Source organism: Nocardia sp. NRRL S-836 (assembly GCF_001279525.1).
Classification (GTDB): domain Bacteria; phylum Actinomycetota; class Actinomycetes; order Mycobacteriales; family Pseudonocardiaceae; genus Lentzea.
Map to the genome: position 1 here is coordinate 60,850 of NZ_LGDY01000002.1, position 21,234 is coordinate 82,083.

22 protein-coding genes and 1 tRNA gene are annotated in these 21,234 nt (G+C 70.4%); 9 read left to right on the forward strand and 14 right to left on the reverse strand.

The features are described 5' to 3' along the window. Window positions 1-31: 31 nt before the first annotated feature. Window positions 32-2,143 (forward strand): acyltransferase family protein, encoded by a 2,112-nt coding sequence (locus tag ADL03_RS02345; RefSeq protein ID WP_053731684.1) that lies wholly within the window; start codon window positions 32-34, stop codon window positions 2,141-2,143. 183 nt (window positions 2,144-2,326) lie between these two features. On the opposite strand, the gene ADL03_RS02350 is transcribed toward ADL03_RS02345, so the two are convergent. The 5 genes from ADL03_RS02350 to ADL03_RS02370 form a co-directional block, all read right to left on the reverse strand. Further along, window positions 2,327-3,739: a hypothetical protein gene (locus tag ADL03_RS02350; protein ID WP_053731685.1), complete on the reverse strand. Its 1,413-nt coding sequence runs from the start codon at window positions 3,737-3,739 to the stop codon at window positions 2,327-2,329. A gap of 99 nt (window positions 3,740-3,838) precedes the next feature. Then, window positions 3,839-5,761 carry a serine/threonine-protein kinase gene (locus ADL03_RS02355; protein WP_231641369.1) on the reverse strand — a complete coding sequence of 641 codons (1,923 nt, stop codon included), beginning with the start codon at window positions 5,759-5,761 and terminating at the stop codon, window positions 3,839-3,841. Between the two features lie 268 nt (window positions 5,762-6,029). Beyond that, the gene (locus ADL03_RS02360; RefSeq protein ID WP_053731687.1) at window positions 6,030-6,617 is read right to left on the reverse strand and encodes a hypothetical protein; all 588 of its coding nucleotides are present in this window, start codon (window positions 6,615-6,617) and stop codon (window positions 6,030-6,032) included. Then, window positions 6,614-6,877, reverse strand: coding sequence for a hypothetical protein (locus ADL03_RS02365; RefSeq protein WP_053731688.1), 264 nt, complete (start codon window positions 6,875-6,877; stop codon window positions 6,614-6,616). Before ADL03_RS02365 ends, ADL03_RS02360 begins: the two co-directional genes overlap by 4 nt. A gap of 46 nt (window positions 6,878-6,923) precedes the next feature. Beyond that, window positions 6,924-7,757, reverse strand: coding sequence for an SEFIR domain-containing protein (locus ADL03_RS02370; RefSeq protein ID WP_053731689.1), 834 nt, complete (start codon window positions 7,755-7,757; stop codon window positions 6,924-6,926). Window positions 7,758-7,820: 63 nt separating this feature from the next. Between ADL03_RS02370 and ADL03_RS02375 the strand changes: the two genes are divergently transcribed. The 3 genes from ADL03_RS02375 to ADL03_RS02385 all read left to right on the forward strand — a co-directional run bounded on the left by ADL03_RS02375 (window position 7,821) and on the right by ADL03_RS02385 (window position 11,259). Further along, a complete protein-coding gene (locus ADL03_RS02375) occupies window positions 7,821-8,480 on the forward strand; it encodes a Crp/Fnr family transcriptional regulator (protein ID WP_197288015.1) in 660 nt (219 codons plus the stop codon). Between the two features lie 92 nt (window positions 8,481-8,572). Next, the gene (locus ADL03_RS02380) at window positions 8,573-9,301 is read left to right on the forward strand and encodes a hypothetical protein (protein WP_053731691.1); all 729 of its coding nucleotides are present in this window, start codon (window positions 8,573-8,575) and stop codon (window positions 9,299-9,301) included. Continuing rightward, window positions 9,298-11,259, forward strand: a complete 1,962-nt coding sequence (locus ADL03_RS02385; protein ID WP_053731692.1) for a hypothetical protein — start codon at window positions 9,298-9,300, stop codon at window positions 11,257-11,259. Before ADL03_RS02380 ends, ADL03_RS02385 begins: the two co-directional genes overlap by 4 nt. Here the strand turns inward: ADL03_RS02385 and ADL03_RS02390 are convergent. The 4 genes from ADL03_RS02390 to ADL03_RS50655 form a co-directional block, all read right to left on the reverse strand. Beyond that, a complete protein-coding gene (locus tag ADL03_RS02390) occupies window positions 11,247-11,645 on the reverse strand; it encodes a hypothetical protein (protein WP_053731693.1) in 399 nt (132 codons plus the stop codon). The two genes, ADL03_RS02385 and ADL03_RS02390, sit on opposite strands and share 13 nt — an antisense overlap. 253 nt (window positions 11,646-11,898) lie before the next feature. Beyond that, complete coding sequence (locus ADL03_RS02395) at window positions 11,899-12,270, reverse strand: cupin domain-containing protein (protein ID WP_053731694.1); 372 nt, start codon at window positions 12,268-12,270, stop codon at window positions 11,899-11,901. A gap of 96 nt (window positions 12,271-12,366) precedes the next feature. Continuing rightward, window positions 12,367-12,774 (reverse strand): excalibur calcium-binding domain-containing protein, encoded by a 408-nt coding sequence (locus tag ADL03_RS50425; protein WP_053731695.1) that lies wholly within the window; start codon window positions 12,772-12,774, stop codon window positions 12,367-12,369. 427 nt (window positions 12,775-13,201) lie between these two features. Continuing rightward, the gene (locus tag ADL03_RS50655; protein ID WP_082372814.1) at window positions 13,202-13,666 is read right to left on the reverse strand and encodes a recombinase family protein; all 465 of its coding nucleotides are present in this window, start codon (window positions 13,664-13,666) and stop codon (window positions 13,202-13,204) included. A gap of 664 nt (window positions 13,667-14,330) precedes the next feature. Between ADL03_RS50655 and ADL03_RS50140 the strand changes: the two genes are divergently transcribed. Beyond that, window positions 14,331-14,462, forward strand: coding sequence for a hypothetical protein (locus tag ADL03_RS50140; RefSeq protein WP_255353322.1), 132 nt, complete (start codon window positions 14,331-14,333; stop codon window positions 14,460-14,462). An 89-nt stretch (window positions 14,463-14,551) separates the two neighbouring features. Here the strand turns inward: ADL03_RS50140 and ADL03_RS02405 are convergent. The 5 genes from ADL03_RS02405 to ADL03_RS02425 all read right to left on the reverse strand — a co-directional run bounded on the left by ADL03_RS02405 (window position 14,552) and on the right by ADL03_RS02425 (window position 18,373). Continuing rightward, window positions 14,552-14,624 (reverse strand) — tRNA-Ala (locus ADL03_RS02405). 58 nt (window positions 14,625-14,682) lie between these two features. After that, window positions 14,683-15,402, reverse strand: a complete 720-nt coding sequence (gene glpR / locus ADL03_RS02410) for a gephyrin-like molybdotransferase receptor GlpR (RefSeq protein ID WP_053731696.1) — start codon at window positions 15,400-15,402, stop codon at window positions 14,683-14,685. A gap of 155 nt (window positions 15,403-15,557) precedes the next feature. Further along, complete coding sequence (locus ADL03_RS02415) at window positions 15,558-16,211, reverse strand: GNAT family N-acetyltransferase (RefSeq protein WP_053731697.1); 654 nt, start codon at window positions 16,209-16,211, stop codon at window positions 15,558-15,560. After that, window positions 16,211-17,434, reverse strand: a complete 1,224-nt coding sequence (gene glp, locus ADL03_RS02420; protein ID WP_053731698.1) for a gephyrin-like molybdotransferase Glp — start codon at window positions 17,432-17,434, stop codon at window positions 16,211-16,213. Before glp ends, ADL03_RS02415 begins: the two co-directional genes overlap by 1 nt. Window positions 17,435-17,467: 33 nt before the next feature. Continuing rightward, a complete protein-coding gene (locus ADL03_RS02425) occupies window positions 17,468-18,373 on the reverse strand; it encodes a UTP--glucose-1-phosphate uridylyltransferase (protein WP_053731699.1) in 906 nt (301 codons plus the stop codon). A gap of 17 nt (window positions 18,374-18,390) precedes the next feature. Here ADL03_RS02425 and ADL03_RS02430 point away from each other — a divergent pair, with 17 nt between their 5' ends. The 4 genes from ADL03_RS02430 to mscL all read left to right on the forward strand — a co-directional run bounded on the left by ADL03_RS02430 (window position 18,391) and on the right by mscL (window position 20,465). Continuing rightward, a complete protein-coding gene (locus ADL03_RS02430) occupies window positions 18,391-18,957 on the forward strand; it encodes a 5-formyltetrahydrofolate cyclo-ligase (RefSeq protein WP_053731700.1) in 567 nt (188 codons plus the stop codon). 94 nt (window positions 18,958-19,051) lie between these two features. Beyond that, window positions 19,052-19,390, forward strand: a complete 339-nt coding sequence (locus tag ADL03_RS44975) for an FmdB family zinc ribbon protein (protein ID WP_082372815.1) — start codon at window positions 19,052-19,054, stop codon at window positions 19,388-19,390. A 71-nt stretch (window positions 19,391-19,461) separates the two neighbouring features. Beyond that, window positions 19,462-20,016: an SAF domain-containing protein gene (locus ADL03_RS02440; RefSeq protein ID WP_053731702.1), complete on the forward strand. Its 555-nt coding sequence runs from the start codon at window positions 19,462-19,464 to the stop codon at window positions 20,014-20,016. Next, window positions 20,016-20,465, forward strand: coding sequence for a large-conductance mechanosensitive channel protein MscL (gene mscL / locus ADL03_RS02445; protein WP_053731703.1), 450 nt, complete (start codon window positions 20,016-20,018; stop codon window positions 20,463-20,465). Before ADL03_RS02440 ends, mscL begins: the two co-directional genes overlap by 1 nt. Window positions 20,466-21,234: the final 769 nt, after the last annotated feature.

Consider the following 21,234-nt stretch of genomic DNA (forward strand, 5'->3'; position numbering starts at 1 on the left):
TCGCTCGAACGAGTGATCTTGGGGGATCAGCGTGAGCACGACGACGGAGTTGCGCCCGGACGAGAGCGGCGCCAGACCCCCGGCGGCCGCCACGGCACCCGGCTTCCGGACCGACGTCCAGGCGCTGAGGGCGGTCGCCGTGCTGGCGGTCGTGGTCAACCACTTCTGGCCGGCCGCGCTGACCGGCGGTTACGTCGGCGTCGACGTGTTCTTCGTGATCTCCGGCTTCCTGATCACCTCGCACCTGGACCGCGAGATCGTGCGGACCAGCCGGGTGCGGCTCGGCCGGTTCTACGCGCGGCGCGTCCGGCGGCTGCTGCCCGCGGCGTTCCTCGTGCTCGGGTTCAGCCTGGTCACCGCCTACCTCCTGCTGCCGTACCCGCGCTGGAAGACCAACGCGGCCGAGGCGGTCGCGGCCGCGTCCTACTGGGAGAACTGGCGGCTGGCGGCCAGGTCGGTCAACTACTCGGCGCAGAACGCGGCGGCGAGCCTGGTGCAGCACTACTGGTCGCTGTCGGTGGAGGAGCAGTTCTACCTGGTCTGGCCGCTGCTGCTGATCGGGTTGTTCAAGCTGGGCCGGCGCCGCTGGGTCGTGGCGGGCGTCGGTGCCGTGGGCGTGCTGTCGCTGGGCTACAGCATCTACCTGACGATCACCGCGCCGAACCCGGCGTACTTCTCGACGCCGGTGCGGGTGTGGGAGTTCGCGATCGGCGCCGGGGTGGCGCTGGCCGCCTCCCGCCTGGTGCTGCCGCGGGTCTTCGCCGAACTGGCGGCGTTCTGCGGGCTGGCGATGATCATCGCCTCGGCGTTCGGGTACGACCACCACACGCCGTTCCCCGGCTCCCTCGCGCTCGTCCCCGCGGCCGGCACCGCGCTCGTGATCGTGTCGGGGCTGCGGACCGGACGGCAGTGGCACACGGCCGTGACCGCCTCACGGCCCGTGCAGTTCGTGGGCAACGTCAGCTACTCGCTCTACCTGTGGCACTGGCCGTTGCTGCTGCTGGCGCCGTTCGCGTTGAACGACGTGCTGGACAAGGGGAAGCTCACGACGCCGTGGCTGCTGGGGCTGCTGGCGGTGTCGCTGCTGCTGGCGTGGGTGTCGAAGGTGGTCGTCGAGGACCGCGGCATGTCGTGGGGACCTGTGAAGCGCAGCAGCGGGCTGACGTTCACGGCGATGGTCGCCGGTGTGGCTGTGATCGTGGCGCTGGCGGGCGGCCTGTACTGGTCGTACGGCGCCCAGGCGGCGCAGGCCGAGCGGGACCAGGCCTCGGCGGTGCTCAACCCGTGCCTGGGCGCCGCCGCGCTGGACGGCAGGGACTGCGTGGACCCGTACGGACCGGCGCTGGTGACGGCGATGGGCCCGGTGAACGAGTACTTCCGCCCGGCACCCGAATGCCGCGTCCTGGAGCAGTACAAGGTGTTCGACAAGGCCACGACCTCGGTGTGCGACTTCTCCGGCGGCGCGGCGGACGCGCCGAAGGTGTGGCTGGTCGGCGACTCGCACGCACAGCAGTGGCAGACCCCGCTGTTCGAGGTGGCGCGGGCGCGGAAGTGGCGCCTGACGGTCAGCTACCTGGGCGGCTGCCCGTTCGCGGACATCACCTACCAGGGCTTCCGCGGCAACATGTCCGAACCGGACATCAAGGCGTGCGCGGACTGGCGCGCGCAGCTGACCGACGTGATCACCGCCGACCGCCCCACGTTCGTGCTGACGTCGTTCTTCGCCCGCGACGAACCCGCCGACGACGGCAGCGGCCGTTCGCAGACCGAGCAGTACCGGGCGGGCCTGGAACCGCGCTGGGCCCGCTGGACCGAGGCGGGCGCACGGGTCGTGGTACTCGCCGACCCCCCGCTCAACGCCGCCGTGCGCTCCCCGGACTGCGTGCCGCTCAACGCCTCGAACCCGGCGGCGTGCGACGTCGCGCGCACCGCCGCCCACCCGGTGGACCCGCTGGCCGAGACAGCCCGCTCGTCGCGCAACCCGGACGTGTCGCTGCTCGACCTGACCCGGTACTTCTGCGACGACAGGGTGTGCCGCGCGGTCGTCGGCCAGGTGGCCGTCTACTTCGACCCGGACCACCTGAACAGCGTGTTCAGCCGGTCGCTGGCACCGGCGATCGCAGCCGCGCTCGGCGCGCGCTGACCTCCCGGGCGCTCGGCGGGGCTCGGCGGGGTGAAGTGGTGAGGCGGCCGGCGGAAGCCACCCCACCACTCCTCGCGAGGCATCGCACTGCGCCGATGCCGAGGCCTTCTCGGGCGAACCACCGCCTAGGTCGTTGGCGGCGGAACGACCGTTACGGCCTCGCGTGACGTTCACCCGGAACGCCTAGGCATCGACCGGAACGTCGGGTGAGACCAGGGAGGTGTCGTCCGGAACCGGTGCGGCGGGTGCGCCGAGCTCGGGACCGTCCTGTGACGACGGTGCGGTCGACACGAGCGCCACCGGCACGTCCGCGGGCGGGGTGAACACCGCTTCCGCCCTGATCTTCGGCGGTGTGGCGGCCCAGGGCTTGAGGTTCTGCACGATCTCCTCGTAGAACGACGACACCGCGGACAGCACCGAGTCGATGAACGAGTTGCGCCCGGTGCCGCGTTTCGTCCCCATGGGAACCGAGATCTCGACCCGGAACCCGCGGATCTCCTTCTGCGGGTCCGCGATCAACACCGCCGGGTTCGCCCGCACGGCGCCCAGCAGTTCCGACGCACCCGCTCCCCTGGCGTGCGCCACGAACGCCTCCAGGCGGACGGAGTCCGGTGCGTTCTTCAACTGCCGGATCAGCCAGTTGACCCTGGTCATCGGCCGCCCCTCCTTGGGCGCCTCCAGGTCCACACCGCAGATGACCCGGCCCGCGCGCAGGTCAGCGGTGACGTGCAGGGTGCCGACGGTGTCCGGGATGCGCACACCACCGGACAGCCTGCCGTCGTTCACCAGCTCGGTGAGCTGACGGTTCAGCCGGATCTGCGGTTCGGCGAGCTCCTTGCGGGTCAGCGCGGGCGTGACCTCGGTGCCGAGCCGTCTGCCCAGCTGGAGTCCGGCGAACCGCAGCAACGCCTCGAAGCGGAGCACCACGTCCGGCGCGATCTTGTCGGTCGCCCGCAGCGTGCGTGCCTGCACGGCCTCGCGCAGAGGCACCCACGAAGATCCCATGTCCTCGAACGCCATGGCGCCCGACCGGGGGTGTTCGAGGTACCTGATCAGCTCACCGAGGATCCAGGCCTGCTCCGGGTCGGCCACGCCCCGGTGTTCCTTCTGCATCACGGCCTCGCAGAGCACCTCGCTCCACGACCAGTGGTGCAGCGCGACCTTCTTCAGCTTCTTCTTGTCCACCGCGGTCGGGTGCTGCCCCGGCAGCGGCGGGATCTCGTTGGAGATCGTGACCACCGCGTCGAAGCCGGACTCCCGTGCGATGTCGAGGTAGTTCTCCAGCTGTGCCGGCTGCAGCTCGTTGGACCCGGTCTTCACCTCGACCAGTGCCGTCCACGACTTCTGCCCGCGGGTGGCGCGGATCAGGCCGTCCGGGATCAGCTTCCGCCCGTCGACCTCGAACGGAACCTCGATGAACGTCTGGAGAGCGGCCGCGGGCGCTCCCAGCGGCTGGGTCAGCGTCCGTCCGAACTCACGCACCGCTGACATGACCGCCAGCAACGCCGAGGTCGCCCGTCGTTCCTGTTCCTCAGCGCCGTTGATGCCCGACGTGGGAATCAGGCGTGCGGCGTGCCAGCTCTCTTCAGCGGTCATAGTTCCCTCGCATGGCGGTGTTTGCGTTCAGGAATCAACGCTGACTTCGTTGAACGCAAAACAACCGTTACCGCCACGCGAGGCGTTCACCCGGATCGCCTACATCGGCATGTGCCTCGTCGGCGGCGGTGTCGGCTTGCTGATGAACTTCGTGACCGGGCCTTCCTTGCTCATCCCGGCCCGTTCCAGGAACTGGGCCATCTCCCCGCGCACCTGCGCCAGCGTCGGCCGGCGACCGGGTTCCGGGTCCATCGCGGCCAGCAGCAGCCTGGCGTGCGCGCTGTTCTGCGGCAGCTTGGTCACCGGTTCGCCCTGGGCGGCGGCCATCAGCGAGGAGATCGGGTTCTCGCGGGAGCCGCGCGGCGGGTGGCCGGTCAGTGCGTAGGAGACGGTGGCGGCGAGCTGCCACGAGTCCGAGGCGGGGGACGCGGACTCGCCGCGGGCCGTCTCCGGCGCGAGGAAGTCGGGGGTGCCGACCATCATGCCGGTGGCGGTGAGGGTGCTGTCGCCCTTGGAGCGGGCGATGCCGAAGTCGATCAGGTGCGCGGTGCCCTGGTTGTCGACGATCACGTTCGACGGCTTCACGTCGCGGTGCAGGACGCCGCGGGCGTGGGCGGAGGTGAGGGCGTCGGCCATGTTCAGCCACAGCCGGGCCGCCAGCTCGTCGTCGATCAGGCCGTTCTTCATGACCGTCTCGGACAGCGACGCGCCCTCGATGTACTCCATGACCAGCGCGAGGCCGTCCGGGTCCTGCACGATGTCGAACACCCGCACGCAGTTCGGGTGCCGGACCGCGGCCAGTGCGCGGGCCTCGCGGAGCATGCGCTGCTCGGTGTCGTTGTCCGGGGCGTGCGCGAGCTTCACGGCGACGGTGCGGTCGAGCTGTTCGTCGACGGCGAGCCAGACCGTGCCGAAGCCGCCGGAGCCGAGCTGGCGGACGCGGCGGAACCGGCCGTTGCCGGGGTTCCAGACCTTGCCCGACTTCTGCACCGGTGCCGGCGAGTCGGCGGTGGCGGCGCCGGGACCGAACGGCAGCGGGCCCGGCGTGTCCGCGAGCACCGCGGGCTGGGACGGCTGCGGTTGCGGCTGGGACGGCTGCGGCAGCACCTCGGCCACGCGTGTCGGCGGGTACTGCGGCGGCGGCTGGTGCACCGGGCGCATCGGCCGGTTCATCGGCGCCGGCTGGTACTTCGGCACCTGCGCCGGCTGGTACGGCGGCGGCTGCTGCTGACCGGCCGTGATCGGCTTGGTCGGCGCCTTCTTCGGCGGCAACTGCGGCTGCGGCGGCTGGCTCGTGCGCGCCACCGGCTGGGGTGGCGCCTGGTTGTGGTTCCGGTCCTGGGACCGGTCGCGGCCGGGGCGGTTCAGCATGGCGGTAGTCAACCCGAAAATGCGCACGACGATTGAGCCGATCACCGCAATCGGGAAGAACCCGAGGAGCACGTGGCCGACCAGCGTCACGGGCAGTGCCGAAGTGGACGCGAGGAGCACGACGAACGGCGGCCAGAACACGCGGCGCGGCCAGTTCGGGCCCAGCCGGAACGCCGAGCCGGCCTGCAGCATCACGAACAGCAGGCACAGCAGGCCGAGCACGATCGTGATGCCCGCGGCGACCAGGAACACCCAGTCGTCACCGACCGGCGCGCGGAACACGCGGAGGATCGACGGGGTGCCGTCGACGAGGTAGGCGCCCTGCGAGAACTGGCCGAAGCAGGTCGCCTCGTCGAGCGAGGCCGACCCTTCGAACGCGCGCCGGCCCAGGCCCTGCGCCGTTCCGCGCAGGATCAGCCACGGCAGCACCAGCGTGCTGGCGACACCGAGCACGGCGAAGATGGCGCCGGTCACCGCGCCGTAGGAGTTGCCGACCACCCGGCGCACCGCGATGGCGAGCAACGCGGCCACGGTGGGGAACAGGCCGAGAACGGCACCGAGCGCCGTGGTGGTCCACACCCAGTCACCGGGGCAGACGCTGGCGCCCACGAAACCGTGCAGCCACGTGAGCAAGGACTCCGCGAGCCCCACGACCTGAACCACCCCTTCCGCGATCAACCCCCAGCCTAGGTGTCGATTCAGCCTACGGTGCGTGATTGGTATGCGGTTGACGCCACAGCAACCGAATCCTTGATCACCGCGTCGCACCTCCTCCACCTGGCCCGGCTCCGCGAGAACCGCACCTCTTGACCACTCGAACGGATTCCTCGCCGTTCGCGTTGAACGGTGCTCATCACGGTTGCAGCCGGTTTTCGACTCGAATGCGTCACGCGCGCCGGGATTTCACGTGGAATCGCCACTAGGGCACACGCAACCAGTGCCGGTATCGCGCGGCAAGGGCCAGTGAGGTCACCAGACCCTCGACGTGCGGTTTCGCCATGAAATCCGCAGCGCACGGCTTCGGCGGCTCCGGTGCGGCCGGCGGCGGCGCCGGGGGCTGTGGCGGTGCCGGGTGCGGTGGCCCGGCGGGTGGCCGCGGCGCCGTCGTGAGCACCACCGGCAGCGCCGGCAGCTCCGACCGGACGTTCCACAGCTCCTCCGCGGCCTGGTCGACCGCCCGCACCGCCCGCCGTTCCTCGCCGGCGCGCTGCTGCTCCAGCCGGTCGAGCAGCTCGCCGTCCGCGCCGAGGCTCAGCCGTGCGACCTCGGCCACCGTGTGCAGGTAGGTCTCGACCGCGTCGTGCGCCGTCTCGAACGCCTCGGAGGTGTCCAGCCACCGCATCCGCGCGCGGTGCCGGTAGTCGTCGAACGCCTGGCTCGCCGGCCCGTTCCACGTCACCGCGGTCGCCTTGGCGCAGGCGAGGGCGGCCGATGCGCTCTCGTCGCGCATCCGCCGCAACCACTCCTGGACGTTCCGCAGGGAGTGGAACTCGTCGGGCAGGCTCACGCCGGGTAGCTGTCCGCCTCTTCGTAGCGCCGCGCGGTGTCCGCCAGCCGGTGCGCGGTCTGCTCGGCGTCCCGTCCCAGCACCTCGACCGCGTGGCCGGCCGCCCCGCGGAACCTGTCCAGCGCCGCGAACAGCCCGCCCCGCCGCCCGTCGACCTCACCGTCCGGGTGGGCCACCTGCTCGGCGACCTCCCCGGCCGCGCGCACCAGCGGCCCGGCGAGCGTTCTCAGCTCGGCCGGATCGACCTCGAAGCCCCGCACGGCACCTCCCCATGCCGAAAGTTCGACGGCGAACGATACCAACCTGTTACCTGACCAGCACGCCGATATCCACAGAGGACAGGAAGACCGTCTCCTCAGGAGCCGCCCCCGCGTCCACCACGACCGCGAGCTCCGCCGACGCCACGAACGGCAGCAGCTCCGCGCCCTCGACCTCCAGCCACCGGTCCGCCCACGGCAGCCCCTTCACCCGGCGGTAGGCCGTGAGCCGGTCGAGCCCGGTGAACACGAGCACCGCCTTCTCGTATCCCTCGACGGCGGTGGTGACGAGCCCCGGCTCCCCCGGATCCGGCAGGAACACCGTGGTGCCCAGCAGCTCGGCCGCCACCCCCGGATCCCCGGCCCGCGCCAGCCGCCTGATCGCAGGCTCGGCCCGCGGCTTGACGTACATCGGCTGCCCGCGCAGCAGGTGCCCCAGCTCGCGCGCGCTCGCGGGCACCGCCGGGTCGACCACGAAGTGCGGCACGCAGTGCAGCGACAGCGGGATGTCCTCGATCCCCGCACCCGGCAGCACCACCACGACCACCTTGCGCTGGAACACGTCCGGCTGCCGCATGAGCATCCCGCGCAGGTGCTTCAGCTCGTACTCGGCCCCGAGGCTCACGCGGCTGTCACCGCGGAACGCGCGCTTCCACCCGTCCGACACGGCGACCACGACCCGGTCCGCGTCCTCCATGCGCTGCAGGCAGAACGTCGACCAGTCGACCGGCTCGTGCTGGTGGAAGAGGTCGAGGTCGGCGTCGACACCGAGCCGGTGCAGCAGCTGCGCGAACCGGTGCACGGTGTCCCGCCACCCCTGGACGCGCGCGACGTCCCAGCCCGGACTGGTGTGCGCCCAGACCACGAACACTTGCGGGTGCATCGCGGCATCATGGCATTTGGTCGTATGGACGCTAACGGCACCACACGGGCACCATGGTCGATCGTGGCTGATCCCTCGGCAGAGCGCGGACGCGAGGCGTTGCGGGCCGCCGGAGCCCTGCGACCCTTCCCCGCGGGCCGGCACCTGATCAACGCGGGCGAGCACAGCGACGAGGTGCTCCTGCTGGAGTCCGGGCTGGTGAAGGTCGTGCTGCCGACCGTGCGGGAACGCGAGCCGATCACCGGCCTGTTCGGCCGCGGCGACCTGCTCGGCGAGCTGGGCGTGACCGGCGCCGCCCCGCGCAGCGCCCACGTGATCGCGCTCGTCGCCGGCTCGGCCTGGCACGTGGCGGGCAGCCGTTTCGTGGTGCTGCGGGCGGCGAACCCGGACGTGCAGCGCCTGGTCGACCACACCTGGCGCGAACGGCAGCGCGCCGCCGACGAGCTCCAGCTGTCGCTCGTGTCCCCCGTTCCGGCGCGGGTGGCGGCGTGCCTGCTGCGGTGGGCCCGCACGTTCGGCGAGGACACCGGCGGCGGCCTGGAGCTGCGCGGCGTGAGCCAGGACGAGCTGTCGCAAGCCGTTGCGGCATCGGTGAAGAGCGTCCAGGAGGTGCTGCGGGCCCTGCGCGCCGAGGGCTTGCTCCACACCGGCCGGTTGCGCTTCCGGCTGCCGGACCCGGACGGCATGTGCCAATTCATTGCCAATGCGGACCGCAGGAACTGACCACTTGTTGTCCCGGTTTTCCGGGGGACGCGACCGCCGCGAGCCAGCAGACTCGGCAGCTCGTCGGGCACGACTCCCCCTGGAGGCAGTGAGTGAACCCCGTTCCACAGCACCGCACCTTGCTCGGTGTCGACGTCATCGGCTCGGCGCAGCTGCCGCCGCACCTGCTGGCCGCGGTCCCCGCCACCGTCTCGAAGCTGCTGGACGCCGCACTGTCGGAGAACGGCATCGAACGCGACGCCGTCCTCTCGATCGAGTCACCCGGCGACGGCACCCTCCTGGTCCTGCCGAGCGAGCTCCTGGGCGCGACGATCGACGCGGCCGTGCACCTCGACCAGCTCACCACCGAGCACAACCGCTGGCACAAACCAGAAGTCCGCCTGCGCGCCGCCGTGCACCTCGGCCCGGTCGGCGAGGACGGCGGCTTCTACCAGGCCAGGATCACCCACGCGCGCCTCCTCGACGCCCCGGAGTTCAAGGCCCTCCTCAAGCGCTGCCGCGCCGAGGGCGGCGAGGACACCGCGAACACCGCCCTGATCGTGTCGTCGGAGGCCCTGGACACAGCGTTCAGCGGCAACCACACCCGCCTGGCCCGGCGCGGCGAGTTCGGCTCACTTCCGGTGTCCCACAAGGAGTACCGGCACAACGCCTGGGTGCGCGTACCGGGCTTCGACCCGCGCACGCTGACCTCGTTCACCAGCGCGCCCGCCGCGCCCGACCCCGTCGCGCGCGTGGTGAACACCGTGCACGGCACCAACTACGGCATCCAGGCAGGCGACATCCACGGCGGGATCACGCTGCACACGGGACGGCGGCCATGAGCGACACGGACACCGGACTGCTCTCCCCGAACGAGCCGGTCTACATCCCGCAGGCCAACACCGTCCACGGCGACAACCACGGTCTGCTGACCAGCCAGGTCAACGGCGGCGCCCACTTCTACGGCAGCGCCAAGGCCGAGCCGGAGACCGTCATCACCAGGCTGGCCTCACCGGAGGAGGTCAGGGACGCCGGGGAGCAGTTCGTCGAGCCCGGCGGCTTCTTCCCGGCGCTCAGGACGCTGCAGTCGGACCAGGTGGTCGTGTTGTGCGGCAAGGGCACCGGCCGCACGCACGCCGCACGCCGGATGCTCACCCACGAGTCGGGCCACACCAGCTTCGCCTACCTCAACCGGGCCCGGTCGCTCGACCGCCTGCGCGCGGACGACCTGGCCGCGGGTGGCGGGTACCTGCTCGACCTCACCGGCACGAACGACCGGCCGATGACCGGCTGGGCGTTCGAGCAGGGCCTGCACGCGGTGCGAGCGGCCGGGTGCCGCCTGGTGGTCGTGCTCGACCACCGCGAGCAGTCCCCGGCCGCGGCGGCGAACCAGACGTTCACGCTCACGGCACCGTCCCCGGTCGAGGTCGCCCAGTCGGCACTGCGCCGGCGGCACGACGTGACCGAGGCGCTCCTGCACCTCGTGAAGAACGACCTGGCACCGGCGCTGGAGGGTGCGTCGCCGGACAAGGCGATGTTCGCGGCGCGCCTCGCGGTGGAGGTGCACGAGAACCGGCTCGCCCTGGCCAAGGCGCTGACCGAACTGCGCGCGGAGTCGGTCGACTCGGTCGCCCGCTGGTTCGAACAGCTCGACATCCGCGGGCACGCGTACTCGTTCACGGTCGCCCTGCTGGAGAACCAGCCGTACGAGCACGTGCTGGCGCGCGGCTGGGAGCTGGACGAACGCATCCGCACCGCGGCACTGCCGGTGGACAAGAACCTGCGCCCGCGCGGCCTGCTGGAGCTGCCGAAGACCGCGTTGCTCCGCGACATCGCCGCGACCACCGAGCTCCGCGACCACCCGCGGATCACGGGCCAGAGCGAGGAGACGATCCGGTTCGAACGCCAGGACTGGGCACCGGCCGTGTTCACCCACGTGTGGCAGCAGTACCCGGCCGCACGGGAGATCCTGCGCGACTGGATGTGCGACGACACGTCGGAGGAAGCGCAGGACGCCGTGGTCCGCGCGATCTGCACGATCGTCACGACCGTGCCCGCACGCGAACCGGTCGCGCTCGTCGAGCACCTGGCGTCTCAGCCGGACCTGCCGCGCCGCTCGGTGGCGGTCGCGGCACTCGTGCGGCTGGCCGAGGACGACCGGATGCGCGGGCCGGTCGAGCAGGCCATGCGCGCGTGGGTCGAGGAGGGCAAGGCGTACCGGATGTGGACCGTCGCGCGGGTCTACTCGGTACCGTCGCCGCACCGGCCACCGCACGTCGTGCTGGAGGTGTTCACCGCGATCGGGCAGTCGTCGAAGATCACGCCGCAGAACGCCGTGGTGGCGGGCGTGCTGCCCATGCTGCTGGACGTGCAGACGCGTGCGGCGGCACTGGCCACCGTGGTGTCCTGGACCTCGTGGAGGTACCGCGAGACGGGGTTGCGCCGCGTCTCGCTCGGGCTCGGGCTGTGGGTGATCGGGTTCTACGAGCAGTCCCGCACGCTGTCGGCGACGCTCACCGACGACTACCCCGACGAGGTCACCAAGCTGCTGCGGCACGTCCTGGACGACGGCAAGTTCGGCCCGCACCTGCTGCGCCGCATGGCCGACCTGGCGCGGTTCGCCCGCTGGGACGCGGACGACGCCGCGGAACTGCTGCGCCTCGTCCGCCTGATCACACCGCGGCTGGACTGGCGCTGGCGGTGGCGCCCGACCGTGCGGAAGCTGTGCCTGCGGCACCCGACCATGCGGCCGACCATCCACCGGATCTTCCGCACGGCGCGCAAGGTTCAGCCGTCGTAGACCTCGTGCTCGACCAGAACGCGCGTGCTGCCCTCCCCGGCCGACCCGCCGACGGACCGTTGCGCCGGGTCCACCGGCGCCGGCAGGTCGCCGAGCCCCGCGAGGAACTCGACGCGCCACAGGTGCCGCGCCGCCGGGTTCTCGTCGACGACGGTGTCGTCGAGGGTGTACCGGGCGCCGGGCATCTCCACCACGAGGTGCGAGCCGAGCCGGCCCTTTTCGCCGGGTGCGCAGACCAGTTCGAGGCGGGCGCGGACCCAGTGCGGCGGGGTGGCCGGGTCGGTTTCCAGCTCCTCGGTATGGGAGCTGCAGGAGAGGCCGTGGATGCGGGCTACGAGGGCGGCGCGGAAGACGACGAGCTCGCCGGCTGTGCAGCCGGCCAGCACTCGCGCCTCGACCGCCGTCGCGGCTGGCTCAACTGTGGGGCGGGCGGCCGCGCACCTCGCGGTCGGTGCCGCGGCCGAGGCCGCTGCTCCTCCGGAAGTGGCGGCCACGAGTAATAAAGCGGCGACCACCGATCTCATGAGAGAAACCTAACGGTGCCCGCGGCGTTCTCCGACAGACTTCACCCCACGGGTGGGTGAGCAAAAACCGTTGTACGCCAAGTAACCGAGCGTTGAGTCCAGAGGGGACGCGGGGTCAGTGGTCGTGGTCGTGCTTCGGCGCGAACGGCTGAAAGATGTAGAACATCGTCACCGGTTCGTCGCCGGCGATCGTCTCGTGGTCCGCACCCGGCGGCACGACTGCGTACGAGCCGGCCGTCGCCTCGACGCCGCCGATGCTGACCGTGCCGTCGACGACCCACGTGTGCTGCGCGGCCGTGGGGTGCGCGTGGCCCGCGTCCCGGGCGCCCGGTGCCATCCGGATGAGGCCGACGACGGTGTCGCCGTTGGGCGACCTCCACAGCAGCTTGTTCTGCAGCCCTTCGTCGCCGTGCAGCGGGAAGGACTTCATCTGCGCAAGGGCGTCCGGAGAGATGACGGTGACCTTGTTCTGCGGCGTGGCACTCACGGGCACGGCCTTTCCGGATCAGTGGCTACGGCCGTTATATATGCGGTGGGACCGCCACCATTACTTGTGGACGGTCCCACGATCCGGTGATGCGCGTCATTCGCACGCCACGCCGTCGTTGTCCCGGTCGAGCGCCGACCGGTAGCCGGGCTGACCGCGGTAGAGCGGCGCGACTCCTGCCGCCCTGGCCGCCGCGCAGTTCGCGTAGTACGCGGACGCCGGTGGCGCGGGCGCGGGCGGCGGCGCAACGGGCTGGGGCGCAACGGGTTGCGGGACGACGGGCTGGGGAACAACGGGCTGGGGCGCCGGTTTCACGTCGAGACCGCCGCACGACGGACCCCAGAACCCGAGCCCGGTCTGCTTCGCGACCGCCTGCGCCTGCTGGACCGCCGCGTCGGCCCCCTCCAGGGCCCGAGTGGCACCCTGGCTCACCGCGAGCACCGCGTAGTCGCTGCCGCCGGCCAGCACGAGCCGCAGGCCTGAAACCTCAACGGCTTTGCCCACCAACGTCTTCGTGGCGAACTCGGTGGCCGCCGCCGTCCACCACTACGGAACGCTGCTGGTCGATCTCGACGGCCCCCGCGCGTGATCATGGCCATCCTGCAACATGCCGAGGTCTCCGTGACGACGAAGATCTACACGCAAGCTTCCTCACAGAAGACCGGGGAACGCGCTCATAAGGCTCGGTGAGAGCCTCGAACAGTAGCACTGCTGCGCATTGTTGCTGCACCAGCGCAACAAAAGGCCGCCCACTCCAAAGTGGACGGCCTCCGATGTGCTGCGAACCTGTCTACGCGGCGTGCAGAACCCTATTGTGACTACTCAAAAGCCTGGGCTGGCCTTCAGAACCGCCAGTCGTAAGAAGCCATTCAGCGAAGTCCGACCGACATGAAGAGCAGGGCTGCGACGTCGTGCTCCTCGCTTCAGCTGCTCAGACGGTGGCCCTTCCGACAGAGGTTGTGAGACCAGGCCAGCCTTCCTCCCGCTCTTCGGGAGGTATCCAGTTCCACATCGGCGGAATCGCGGTGGGCACCCTCACAGGAGGGCTGCTCCTGGCAGTGCGTGGCTCATGTAGCAACTCTGGGCCTTTGCGCCTCCTCTGGACGGCCCTGTTCTGGTTCCGGTCGTCAATGAGATCCCGAGCTGATTGTGTCTGGAGCAGCCGGTGCACATGGCTGGAGTACCAGCGCCGACCTCCCCCTGGGGTGGGCACACCTTTGTTGTTGAGCTGCTCGGCGATCGCGCGCATGCTACGTCCTGCTAGATGCGCGTCGACGACTCTGACCACAATCGCACGTGGGCACTGTTGTGGACGCCCCCGTCGGCCACCTTTCACGGCGGCGTCCCTCAAGCCCTTTTCAGGGCGCTTCAAGGACCACGCGCTGTCATCAACCATCAGTTCGTCACCGCGTTGGCGCAAGTTGTCGGGCGAAGGCGTTGTTGAGTGACTCACGATTGTCTTCTCTCCCAGGCAGCATGCAGTAACGTGCTACCTGCTAGTAGACGCAACCCGAAGCGGCGCTGGCACGCCGCCTGGGTTGCGCCTTTGGTCATTCGTTGTGAAACCACATGATCAGGAACACAACGAACCGGACCACCTGAAGGAAGAACCCGGCATCCCACTTCGGGGCCGGGTTCTTTCTAGCTCCGGGATCCCTCTGGGTGCTCGACTTCTTCCGCCTGTGTCGCAACCGACGAGACACTGTTGCACTCCTTACACTGGGGACCGGGTTCCCGGATGGGAAGCCCGTTGGCCTCACCGGCCAGCTGGAACGGTGAGGCCGCCTCAGCGAAACGGCGGCTACGAGTACGACGGTAGCTCTTTACGCCAAAGCCCCCAAATGGCATGTTCCGCAAAATGGCGATCACGCTAAGTCATTTTCACAGGCAGGAACACCGCCCCAACCCGCAAGGGTGATGACCGTCACTCAGGATGGGTCAAGATGAGATCGCGTAGGCCCTGCACCCGCCAAGCAGCCTTTGCCAGACAGAACGCCACGTTGCCCGTTCCAGGTCCGCAAGATCACGGTCCACGCCGGACGCCGATCCTGCGGAACGCTATGGCTGACCTCGACGTGCACCCGCGCATGATCATGGTCATCCTGCGCCTTGCCACGTTCCCCGTGACGATAGAGATCTACATGCAAGCCTTCGTCACAGAAGACGAGGGACGCGCTCAAGAAGTCCGGTGAGAGCCTCGATCAGTAGCACTGCTTGACATGGCCGTTGTACCGGCGACGCAAAAGGCCGTCCACTTAGAGTGGACGGCCTTGATGTGCTGTGGAGCTGAGGGGAATCGAACCCCTGACCTTCTCGATGCGAACGAGACGCGCTACCAACTGTGCTACAGCCCCTTGCGGTGTTACGAGAGAACTATAGCAGGGCCGAAAGGGGTGTTTCACCACCCCCCTCCTACGCCCCCACGGCACCTCGGTACCGCAGCGACTCGACTCCGTCTAACTCGACGAACACCGGGTCTTCGTCGTCGGAGTCGACCGGGATGGTGCCCGGACGCACGTGGTGTTCGAAGCGCGGCAGCGGCGGGAGCGCCGGGCGTTCGTCGGCGGCCTCGACGACCTCGACCTCGGTGGTCTCCAGGACCTCGGCGGCCACCGGGGTCTCCGCGTCGGCGGTCGGGGTCTGCTGCTGCGGGCCCGTCTCGCGGCGGCGCCGGACCTGCTGCAGCCGCGCGAGGCGGCGGGCGCGGATGTCCTCTTCGATCCGCACCTGGCGGCGCAGGTAGGTCAGGTAGCCGACGAGCAGGAGGTCGAGGCCTCCGTGCGCGTACCAGAGCGGCGGGTAGAAGACCCCGGCGACCACGCCCGTCACGACGGCGGCGACCAGCAGGAAGGCCACCACCCTGCGGCGGAACGCGTACTTCGCCTGCGCCACGAGCGCGGCGGTCTCCGGGTCGTAGCCACCTCGGCCGCGCCGGAACGGGCGTTCGACGTACTCCTCCTCGTCGAAGTAGTCGTCGTCGATGTCGTGGATGTCGTCGTACTCGGCGTCTGGCATGGCGTCGTACTCCTCCCCCACGCTGCGCGCACTCTCCTGGCGCTTGCGGGCCAACATGGGGACGAGGACGACCAGCCACGCCACGACCAGCGCAACGATGATCAGCGAACTCGGCATTCCCCGTTCACCTCCCCCGGCCCACGCGTGGTGCTGTCACCACGCTAGTCACAACAGTCACACCAGTGTCGGAGGCACGCCGAACCCGGTGCGTACCAAAGTGTGGTGTATCACCCACTTTCGGGTGAAGCGATTACGACGAACGGAAGCGGCCGTCAGGGAAGACGGGCCTCTCCGCGTGCGACCAGTCGGCGCACTAGGCCGTCCGGGACCTCTTCCGAGGTGATCGCGAAGCAGACGTGGTCGTGCCACTGTCCGGCAACATCCAGATAACGCTTGAAGAGGCCTTCCTCGCGGTATCCGGATTTCGCCAGCACACGCAGCGAGGGCCCGTTCTCGGGGCGCACGGTCGCTTCGAGGCGGTGCAGACCAGCGTCGCGGAAGGCGTGGTCGGTGAGCAACGCCACTGCCGCCGTTGCGACGCCGCCGCCCGCCCGATCGGCGGCGACCCAGTAGCCGATCCAGGCCGAGCGCAGTGCGCCGCGCACGATGTTGCCGACGGTGATCTGGCCGGCCACCTCGCCGTCGACCAGGATCATGAACGGCAGGGAGGTGCCGCGCCTGGCCAGCGCGCGCAGCGTCGACCACTGGGCGGGCCAGGACAGCACGGCGTTGCGCTCGTCCCAGCCCTCCACGGCGGTGGGTTCCCACTGCTCCAGGTACTCGCGGTCGCGGATGCGCAGCCGCGACCACTTCGCTCCGTCGAACAGGCGCGGGCCGCGCAGCACGACGGTGCCCGCGCGCACGTGGAGCGGCCCCAGCCGGACCGGCCAGCCGGGGTGCCGCCCGAGATCAGCGAAGGCGCTCATCAACCCCTCTGGGCCAGGAAACTGACCAGCACTTCCTCGCCGACGGAGACGTCGGTGACGTCCTCGTCGACCATGATCAGGCAGTTCGCCTCCGCCAGTGACGCGAGCAGGTGCGACCCGGACGTGCCGAGCGGCTGCACCAGGTACTCGCCGTTGTCGGCGTCGCGCAGCAGCTGGCCGCGCAGGAAGCCGCGGCGGCCCTTCGTCGACGACAGCGGTGACAGCAGCCGGGCGGAGACGGCGCGGCGGTAGGGGTTCTTCTTGCCGAGCGCGGCCCTGATCAGCGGCCTGACCAGCACCTCGAACACGACCAGCGCGCTCATCGGGTGCGCCGGCAACAGGAACGTGGGCACCGCGTCCGGGCCCAGGCGCCCGAAGCCCTGCGCGGAGCCGGGGTGCATGGCGACGCGGGTGACGTCCATGTCGCCCAGGTCGGCGAGCGCCGCCTTGACCTCGTCGCCGACCGCGCCGCCGACACCTCCGGCGACGACGACGATCTCGGAGAGCAGCAGCCGGCCCTCCACGACCTCCCGCAGCCGGCGCGGGTCGGCCGACATGATGCCCACCCGGCTGACCTCGGCACCGGCGTCGCGGGCGGCGGCGGCCAGCGCGTAGGAGTTCACGTCGTAGACCTGGCCCTGGCCGGGCGTGCGGTCGACGTCGACGAGCTCCTCGCCGAGCGAGATCACCGACACCCGCGGCCTCGGGTGGACGAGCACCTTGTTGCGGCCGACGGCGGCGAGCAGGCCCACCTGGGCAGCGCCGATGGACGCGCCGCGGCGCACGGCGACGTCACCGGTCTGCACGTCCTCGCCGGTCCGGCGGACGAACCCGGCCGACGGCACGCTGCGGCTGACGGTGACCTTGGCGTGGTGGCCGTCGGTGTAGCCCAGCGGCACCACCGCGTCGGCCAGCGTGGGCAGCGGCGCGCCGGTCGCGACCCGCACCGCCTGACCCGGCTGCAACCGGCGCGGCTGCCGTGACCCCGCGGGGATCTCCCCCACGACCGGCAGCTGCACCGGGCTCGCGTTCGCACCGGACACGTCCACGCTGCGCACCGCGTACCCGTCGACCGCGGCCTGGTCGAAACCGGGCAACGCGCGTTCCGCCACGACCTCCTCCGCGCAGAGCAGGCCCTGCGACTCGGAGATCGCCACCCGCACGGGCGCCGGCCGCACCGCGGCCGCGATCACCCTGGCGAGCTGCTCGTCCACTGACCTCATGTGATTGGTCCTCGCCGCCCAGGAAGCTGTTGATCAGGAGTTGTCGAGGCGTTCCCGCAACCACTCGCGCAGATCGGGTCCGTACTCCGGGGTGTTGAGTGCGAAGTCAACCGCAGCGCGCAGGAATCCGGCGGGATTGCCGAGGTCGTGTCGTCCGCCGCGGTGCACGACGACGTGCACGGGGTGGCCCTCGTTGATCAGCAGCGCGATGGCGTCGGTCAGCTGCAGCTCACCGCCCGCACCGGGGGTGATGCGCTTGAGGGCGTCGAAGATCGCCCGGTCGAGCAGGTAGCGGCCGGCGGCGGCGAACGTCGACGGCGCGTCCTCCGGCTTGGGCTTCTCGACCATGCCGACGACCTGCTTGACGTCCTCGGAGCCGGTGTCGCGGACGTCGAACACGCCGTACGCGGAGATCTGCTCGCGCGGGATGTCGAACGCGAGCAGGACGCTGCCGCCCTTCTCCGCACGCACCTCCGCCATCTTCTTGAGCGCGTCCGCGGGCAGGATGATGTCGTCGGGCAGCAGCACCGCGACGGCCTCGTCCTCGCCGGTCAGGATGCCCTCGGCGCAGCCCACCGCGTGGCCGAGGCCGAGTGCCTGCTCCTGGATCGCGGTCTCGGCCTTGATCAGCTGGGGAGCGCGCCGGATCTTCTCGACCAGGTCAGTCTTGCCGCGGTCGGTGAGGGTCTGCTCCAGCTCGGGGTTCTCGTCGAAGTAGTTCGCGACCGCGGCCTTCTCCGGCGAGGTCACGATGATGAGCCGGGTGGCGCCCGCGCCGGCCGCCTCCCTGGCGACGTACTCGATGGCCGGGGTGTCGACGAGCGGCAGCAACTCCTTCGGCACGGCCTTGGTCGTGGGGAGGAAGCGAGTGCCCAGGCCGGCCGCGGGCACGATGGCGGTGTGGAAAGCGCTGCTCATGGGCTGCGATGCTAACGACATACCGGGGGATACCCACCATGACGTCCGATCTTCGTGACTGGAAGGCCACACTGCGTTCACGGTTGCTGGCCGAACGCCGTGCCGTGCCCGCCGACGTGCGGGCCGCGGAGGCCGCCGCGCTGGCCGCGCACGTGTCGCGGCTGGACGTCGGCGCCGACCAGACCGTGTGCGCGTTCCTGCCGGTCGGGTCCGAGCCCGGCGACGCGTCGTGGCTCGACGGCCTGCGGTGCCGGGTGCTGCTGCCGGTCGTGACGGGCGACTCACCGCTCGACTGGGCGCTGCACACCGGCCCGTCCGGCCTCGCCCCGGCCGCACTGGGCCTGCTCGAACCCACCGGTCCCCGGCTCGGCGCCTCGGCGGTCGCTGGAGCCGCGCTGGTGCTCGTGCCCGCGCTGGCGGTGTCGGTGGACGGGGTGCGGCTCGGGAAGGGGAAGGGTCACTACGACCGGTCGTTGCCGCTGGTCAAGGCACCTTTGGTGGCCGTGGTCCGGGACGCCGAGGTGCTGGCGGAGGTCCCCGCGGAGCCGCACGACGTGCGGATGAACGGCGTGCTGACGCCCTCCGCTGGCCTGCGGTGGCTGTGACTTTGACCTGGGGTGTTTGCGCTCGGGGAAGGTCCTGGGCGAAAATCGTGTTGGCACTCACAACGGTCGAGTGCCAGATCTAGGAGCGAACCCAGTGCCTACGTACCAGTACGCCTGCACCGCGTGTGAGCACCGGTTCGAGGCGGTGCAGTCGTTCAGCGACGCTTCCCTCACCGAGTGCCCGGAGTGCTCTGGCAAGCTGCGCAAGCTTTTCGGCGCCGTCGGCGTGGTCTTCAAGGGCAGCGGTTTCTACCGCACGGACAGCCGTTCGGCCTCGAAGGCACCCGCGGCCTCGTCGGCGTCGTCCACGTCGTCGTCCACCGCGTCCACGTCGTCTTCTTCGTCGTCCTCGGCGTCCTCGTCGTCCTCTTCGGACTCGGCGAAGTCCTCCGCGAAGTCGTCGACGAGCTCTCCGGCGGCCGCGGCCTCCTGAAGATCGCGAGTTGTCCACAACTTCGCGGCTCGACACCTTCGTCATGCCCTCGCGGCCCTACCGTCGAGGGCATGACGCTTTCGCCGACGTTCCCCGACCGGTTCCGCTCGCTGCTGCGCCGTGGCGTCCCCGTGGCGTGGCGCCGCTTCCTGGCACTCGGCCTGGCGCTGACAGCCGTGTCGACGTTCTTCTGGCCCGACGTGGGCCATCCCGCTGTGGTGGCCACCCGCGACCTGCCCGCCGGCGTGCCGCTCGGCCCGTCCGACGTCCGCGTGACCCCGCTCTCCTCACCCCTGCCGGGCTCGTTCCCGTCCCCGGAGCCGGTGCTCGGCCGCGCACTCGCCGCCCCGACCCGCGCGGGCGTCCCGCTGACGGACTTCGCCCTCTCCCCGCCCTCACCCGACCTGGCCTCGGTGGCGGTGCGGGTCGCTGACCAGGAGCTCGCTTCCGTTGTGCGCGTGGACAACCGCGTCGACGTGGTCTCCGCGACCGGCGAGGTCCTGGCCTCCGACGCGTTCGTGCGCGAGACCCGCGGACAAGTCGTTGTCCTGACGTTGCCGAGACGCAACGCGACGCGCGTGGCGGCGGCGTCACTCGATCATGCTTTAGCCGTTACTCTCCGCTGATGCTGAAGGGTTTCAAGGACTTCCTGATGCGCGGCAACGTCGTGGACCTGGCCGTGGCCGTGGTCATCGGCACGGCGTTCACCGCGATCGTCACCGCGTTCACCACGAGCATCATCAAGCCGCTGATCAACGTCTTCGGCGGCACGGAGACCAAGGGCCTCGGCTTCTCACTGCGCACCGACACCCAGGCGCTGAGGGACTCGACCTTCATCGACCTGAGCACGCTCATCAACGCCATCATCAACTTCCTGATCGTGGCGGCAGTCGTCTACTTCGTGCTCGTCCTGCCGATCAAGAAGATCCAGGAACGCCGCAAGAAGGGCGAAGAGCCGGGCCCGGCCGAACCCACCGACGTCGAACTGCTGAAGGAGATCCGCGACCTCCTGGCCGCCCAAGCCAACCAGCCCACCCCCACCCCGGTCCGCGACCGCCGCGACCCGGCCATCTAGGTCCCCACCGGCCGCCGTCCCGTCGGCGGCCGGTCACCCCTCCCACCTCCACTCGGCGGCGTCCGGCGCAGGTGTTCGCGGGTGTCGGCGGACCCTTCGCGCCTTGGCCGCGCACGGCGGCTCGTTGATGGCGCGCTGGCCTGCGTCCTCGCGGGTGGGCCGACGCAGAGGCGCTCGTCGGGCGTGGGCCTCGGGCCTCGCAGGTGAGCCGCGGAGGCGCTCGTCAGGCGTGGCGCTGGTCCTCGCAGGCGAGCCGCAGAGCGCTCGTCGAACGTGGGCCCCGCTGCTCGCCGGTGAGCCGCACATCGCGGTCGCGCTTGCCGCGCCGGTTTCGCTCGCGGCACGCGGGCCGCGCAACAGTCGCACTCGTCGCACTCGTCGCACGTGGGCCTTACAGGGCGCCGCGCTCTCCGCAGGCGGGCCCGCACAAGTCAACCGCACATCTCGCGGATGGGTCACGCAGCCAGCCGCACTCGTTGGCGTGCGCTTATTCTTCGGACCGGTGCACCCGCCAGGGGAACTTCGGCAGGCTCGCGCAGGGGTCCCCCGCGCATTTGGTTCCCCCGCGACCCAACTTACTCACGAGGTCTGACAGCGAACCGGCTCAATGCCAGGCACGACGAGCCCTATCGAGCGAAGCGAGACGTATCTCCCCGACCTCAGGCTTTCCGCACCCGTCGAGCGAAGCGAGGCGTGTCTACCTTCCCTTGACGGGTAGCGGTATCAAGGCCCTCGACCTGCGATTGGGGCTTGACTTTGAGGGCGGGGC